Origin of the sequence: Collinsella aerofaciens (genome assembly GCF_001404695.1) — a bacterium.
Taxonomy (GTDB): Bacteria; Actinomycetota; Coriobacteriia; order Coriobacteriales; family Coriobacteriaceae; genus Collinsella; species Collinsella aerofaciens_E.
On record NZ_CZAQ01000030.1, the window covers coordinates 1 to 5,155 of the forward strand.

At 61.7% G+C, this 5,155-nt stretch carries 5 protein-coding genes; all 5 read left to right on the forward strand.

The window, feature by feature from the left end; genetic code table 11:
* Nucleotides 1–416: 416 nt before the first annotated feature.
* The 5 genes from pckA (at nt 417) to AQ996_RS07700 (ending at nt 5,021) form a co-directional block, all read left to right on the forward strand.
* The gene (gene pckA / locus AQ996_RS07680) at nt 417–2,087 is read left to right on the forward strand and encodes a phosphoenolpyruvate carboxykinase (ATP) (RefSeq protein ID WP_172674632.1); all 1,671 of its coding nucleotides are present in this window, start codon (nt 417–419) and stop codon (nt 2,085–2,087) included.
* 225 nt (nt 2,088–2,312) lie between these two features.
* Nucleotides 2,313–3,032, forward strand: coding sequence for a B3/B4 domain-containing protein (locus tag AQ996_RS07685; RefSeq protein WP_055252318.1), 720 nt, complete (start codon nt 2,313–2,315; stop codon nt 3,030–3,032).
* A gap of 164 nt (nt 3,033–3,196) precedes the next feature.
* Nucleotides 3,197–3,646: a MarR family winged helix-turn-helix transcriptional regulator gene (locus AQ996_RS07690; RefSeq protein ID WP_055252319.1), complete on the forward strand. Its 450-nt coding sequence runs from the start codon at nt 3,197–3,199 to the stop codon at nt 3,644–3,646.
* A 119-nt stretch (nt 3,647–3,765) separates the two neighbouring features.
* Nucleotides 3,766–4,620, forward strand: a complete 855-nt coding sequence (locus AQ996_RS07695) for a DegV family protein (RefSeq protein WP_055252320.1) — start codon at nt 3,766–3,768, stop codon at nt 4,618–4,620.
* An 80-nt stretch (nt 4,621–4,700) separates the two neighbouring features.
* Complete coding sequence (locus AQ996_RS07700) at nt 4,701–5,021, forward strand: MGMT family protein (protein ID WP_055252321.1); 321 nt, start codon at nt 4,701–4,703, stop codon at nt 5,019–5,021.
* The last annotated feature ends 134 nt before the right edge of the window (nt 5,022–5,155 follow it).

The window sequence follows — 5,155 nt, forward strand, 5'->3', positions numbered from 1 at the left end:
CAGTTGGTGAAAGTACGTTAGCGGGGTCGGCGAAAGCGCGTTGGCGCATTCGGCGAGATACGTTTGCGAAAGTGGTTGGTTTTAGATTAGCGCTAACATCGGGGCGCTACGGCGAGTACTACCGGGCCTGCAGGGCGCGGGGCATGGGGCACGGGCGGGCGCTCAAGGCCGTCGCGAGGAAGCGGCTCAGGGCGATATACGCCGTGATGCGCGACCGGGTGCCCTACCGGGAGTAGCCCCGACGGTTGACAAAACTATAGGAACACCCAATGACTAGGCCGCTTGCCTGCGATTTTTGACCGTTGGGCGGGCTTGCCGCCCTTGCCGCAAAAACGTTTTTGCATATCGGGTACAACGGACTTTACGTGAGTAAAGTGCGCGTCGCGTCCACGTGTCGCGTTTTTAAAGGAGGCCCCATGCCCGGTGTTACCCCTGCAGATGTTTTGTCCAACTTTGGTATTACGCTGGTCGAAGATCCCGCCGAGAATCAGCCCCGCCTGCTGGTCGATCTACCCGCCGCGGAGCTCGTCGAGCACGCTATCCGCCGCGAAGAAGGCCGCATGGCATCCAACGGCGCGCTGGTGATCGAGACGGGGGAGCGCACTGGTCGTTCCCCCAATGACCGCTTTATCGTTGACACGCCCGACGTGCACGACAAGATCGCCTGGGGCGCCGTCAACCGACCGCTTTCGATCGAGAGCTACGAGACCATCAAGGCCGGCATCGTCGACTACCTCAACGAGCGCGACGTGTTCGTCACCCGCGGCATGGCCGGCGCCGACCGCAACCACACGCGCCGACTGCTCGTCGCCTGCGAGCGCGCCAGCCAGGCACTCTTCATTAAGCAGATGCTCGCCCGCCCGCTTGCCCGCGAAATCGCGCGCACCGGCGAGCCGGACTTCTGTGTGCTCGCCGCGCCGGGCTACCAGTGCGATCCCGCCATCAAGGGCCTCAACTCCAGCGCCGCCGTGGTCATCAACTTCCAGGAGCGCGTGATCCTGGTTGCCGGCACCGGTTACTCCGGCGAAATCAAAAAGTCCATTTTCAGCGTCATGAACTACCTGCTGCCCGTCGAGGATGACGTGCTGCCCATGCACTGCTCGGCCAGCATGGACCCCGTCACGCACGAGACCGCCGTGTTCTTTGGCCTGTCCGGCACCGGCAAGACCACGCTTTCGGCCAACCCCACGCGCCTGCTGATCGGCGACGACGAGCACGGCTGGTCCGACATGGGCATCTTCAACATCGAGGGCGGCTGCTACGCCAAGTGCGAGGGCCTGGACGCGTTCCATGAGCCCGAGATCTTCAACGCCGTTCGCTTTGGCGCCATCTGCGAAAACGTGGTGCTCGATGAGAATCGCAAGCCCAACTACGACGACGTCTCCATCACGCACAATACGCGCGTGGCCTATCCCGTTGAGCATATCCCCAACGCGTGGACCAAAGGCATGGGCACCACCCCGAGCGTCGTGCTGTTTTTGACTTGTGATGCCTTTGGCGTGCTGCCGCCCATCTCGCGCCTGACGGCCGACGCCGCCATGTATCACTTTGTGACGGGCTTTACGGCTAAAATCCCCGGCACCGAGGTCGGCGTCACCGAGCCCACGCCCACGTTCTCCTCGCTGTTTGGTGAACCGTTTATGCCGCTCGACCCCATGGTCTATGCCAAGATGCTCGGCGAGCGTATCGCCGACGGCCGCACGCGCGTCTATCTGGTCAATACTGGCTGGATCGGCGGCGGTTATGGTGTGGGCCATCGCATCGAGCTTGCCTACACGCGCGCCCTGGTGGCCCGCGCCCTCGACGGTACCATCGAGGACAGCGAGTTCGTGCACGACGAAATCTTTAACGTCGACATTCCCACTACGTGCCACGGTGTGCCCGACGGCATCCTGGTGCCGCGCCAGTCTTGGCAGAGCACCGCGCGCTACGACGAGGCAGCGCACAACCTGGCGGTGATGTTCGAGGAGAACTTCGAGAAGAAGTACTCGCACCTGCCCGAGTCCGTCAAGGCCGCCGGCCCGCACGCACAGGTGCCCGCCGACGCCCGTCATCGCGGCCGCGGCCTGCTGGGACTCCGCCACTAGCGTCGCCTCAGACCCAAAACCACCACAAAGGGGACAGGCACCATTGTGGTGGTTTTGCTCACGCGGATGACTTGGGTTACAATACGCCTGACATATCGTCCCCTTCTCCGGATGGGGACAGCGCAAGCGCTCTTGTGACGGCACCGTAGGACTTTGAAGGTGGCCGTTGTAAGGGCGCTTTTTGTTTGAGCGCCCGTGTTGGCACGAATCGTGAAAGGAACACGTATGAAGAGCTTTATTGCCGAGGATTCATTTTGGGAGCTGTTTCCGCAGGCGGCAATCGGTGTTGTGGTCGTGGAGGGCATGAAGCCCGCGGCTCAGATTCCTCAAGAGGACGTGGACGCGATTGCAGCGCTGCTCGACCGTGCCAATATCGATGCGGAGCGCCATCTGACCAGCGATACTATCAGCGAAAACGCACCGGTCAAGGCATGGCGCGAGGCCTATCGTCTGTTCAAGACCAAAAAGGGCGCGCGTTGCTCAATCGAGAACCTGCTCAAACGCGTGCTCAAAGGTAAGCCGGTGGGGCACATTACGCCTGCGGTGGACATCTACAACACGGTATCGCTGTCCTACGCGCTGCCCGTTGGCGGCGAGGATCTGCATGCGATTGAGGGAGATCTTCGCTTGAAGGTGACCGACGGTGGCGATGCGTTCCTGCCGCTTGGCGAGGAAGCGGATGACCCGACGCTGCCCGGCGAGCTCGCCTATATCGACGATGCGGGCGCCGTGTGCCGCTGCTGGAACTGGCGCGACGGCGTTCGAACGGCTCTGTCCGACGATTCGGCCGACGCGTTCCTGGCGATTGAGTGCGTAGAGCCCGAACGCATGGGGGACTGTCAGGCCGCCATCGACCGTCTTGCCGATTTGCTCGAGTGCTATCTGGGAGCGACGGTTGTCGTTAAGACGCTTGTGACCCGCGATAACCCGCGAGTGGAGCTGTAACTCGGCCCAAACCACTACACAAACCACCACAAAGGTGCCTGTCCCCTTTGTAGTGGTTTTTATGTTGATGAGTTAACAAATGAGGCGCGCAGGGCTGGCGTTCGCTGGGTACAGTTAAGATGTTTACCCGTTAGCATTATGCAAGCGAAAGGCGGTTGTCTCCCATGCAGCAGAGCGACGAGACACGTTTCGAGGACTTTGTCGGACTGATCAGCGGACTCTACAAGGAGATCAAGCGCATTAAGACATCTGAGGGCGCAAGGCTGGGCCTTAAGGGCTCCGACATCATGTGCCTGTACTATCTTGAGCGCAGCAAGGACGGCCTGACTGGCGCCGACCTCGCCCGCATGGCTGGCGTGACCCGCGCTGCCGTCTCGCGCACGCTGGCGCATCTGGAGGAGGGCGGCTACGTCGAGGTTGACGACTCGGGTGATGCGGCCGTCAAGTACCGTGCCCCGGTGCGCCTGACTGCCCTGGGCGGCGAGAGCATGAGCGAGGCCGATCGCATCATTCGCGATGTGCTCGATACCACCGGCAAGGCCATGGGCGTGGAGCAGCGCGAGCAGATGTATGCGTCGCTGCGTACGATTCTCAACACCCTGCGCGAGATCTAAGGCCGCCTAGGCATTTGCTTCCCATTAACAACTGCATCGTCCCGTTTGAGCGCGTATACCGTGCCGGGGCGTTGCTGTCAAAATTCCCTGCGCGGGACTTGCGCAAGAAAGGATTCGCTATGTCCGTCCGCATTATTACCGATTCCGCAAGCGATATGTCGCCGGCCGAGCACCCGGCACTGGCCGTTTTGCCGCTGTCCGTCACCTTTGGCACCGATGTGTACATGGATGGCGTCGACATCGATCACCAGCGCTTTTACGAGATGCTCGTGGAGCGCGATGAGCTGCCCAAGACCGGCCAGGTCAACCCGTACGCGTTTTCGCAGGCTATCGCCGAGGTTCGTGAGGCTGGCGATGAGGCTGTGATTATTACCGTGGGCGCTAAGCTCTCGGGCACCAATCAGAGCGCCCGTACCGCACTAGCCGAGGCGCCGGGCGGCGACGTGTACGTGGTAGATAGCAACAACGTCACCCTGGGTGAACGCATCCTGGTTGAGTATGCGTTGCGCTTGGTGGACGAGGGCCGTAGTGCGGCCCAGATCGCGGCCGCGGTCGAGGCCGTGCGCGACCGCGTGGTGGTTATCGGCCTACTCGAGACGCTGGAGTACCTGGTGCGCGGCGGTCGTCTGTCTGCTGCGGCCGGCGCCGTGGGTACGTTGCTCAACGTAAAGCCCGTGGTGGCTGTCGAGGACGGTCTGATCGTGCAGCTGGGCAAGGCGCGCGGTTCCAAGAACGGCCGCAACCTGCTGAACCAAAAGGTCGAAAAGGCGGGCGGCATCGACTTTTCCATGCCGCTGGCGCTCGGCTATACGGGCCTTTCGGATGCGGTGCTCAAGAAGTATATCGAGGACAGCGCAGCACTGTGGGCTGGCCACACCGAGGGCGAGCTGCCCGTTCACACCATCGGTGCCACCATCGGCACCCACGTAGGCCCCGGCGCCGTAGCCGTAGCCTTCTTCCAGCCCGCCAACTAACCGACCCGCCATAAACCACCACAAAGGGGACAGGCACCTTTGTGGTGGTTTATGCTTTTCCGGGTGGAAGGGAGCGAGCGATGGCGTCTGAGGGCTTTTTTGAACGGGTGTACGAGGTAGTCGAGCAGATCCCCGAGGGGATGGTCGCCACGTATGGCCAGGTGGCGCTGCTTGCCGGTCGTCCACGAAGTGCGCGGTACGTGGGGTATGCCCTTCATGGCAATCCGCGTCCCGGCGAGATTCCCTGTCACCGCGTAGTGTTTGCCGACGGGCACATATGCGAGGGTTTTGCTTTTGGCGGTCCCGATGCTCAACGTGAGCTTTTGCTAGGGGAGGGTGTGGCGTTTAAGGACGACATGCACGTCGACTTGGCCGCCTGTCGCTGGCCTGCCGGACTCTAGCAGCTCTGTCGTGGCGAAAACCACCACAAAGGTGCCTGTCCCCTTTGCGGTGGTTTTCCGTTGCAGGTTTACCGGGGCTAACTTATGGAGAACGTATGGCGGCGCATATTGACGCAACAAAGTAAACCACGGTG

Excerpts from the sequence above, each read along its gene's own strand:
- AQ996_RS07700 (WP_055252321.1), top strand. The coding sequence starts at position 4,701 with ATGGCGTCTGAGGGCTTTTTTGAACGGGTGTACGAGGTAGTCGAGCAG.
- AQ996_RS07690 (WP_055252319.1), top strand. The coding sequence starts at position 3,197 with ATGCAGCAGAGCGACGAGACACGTTTCGAGGACTTTGTCGGACTGATC.
- pckA (WP_172674632.1), top strand. The coding sequence starts at position 417 with ATGCCCGGTGTTACCCCTGCAGATGTTTTGTCCAACTTTGGTATTACG.
- AQ996_RS07685 (WP_055252318.1), top strand. The coding sequence starts at position 2,313 with ATGAAGAGCTTTATTGCCGAGGATTCATTTTGGGAGCTGTTTCCGCAG.
- AQ996_RS07695 (WP_055252320.1), top strand. The coding sequence starts at position 3,766 with ATGTCCGTCCGCATTATTACCGATTCCGCAAGCGATATGTCGCCGGCC.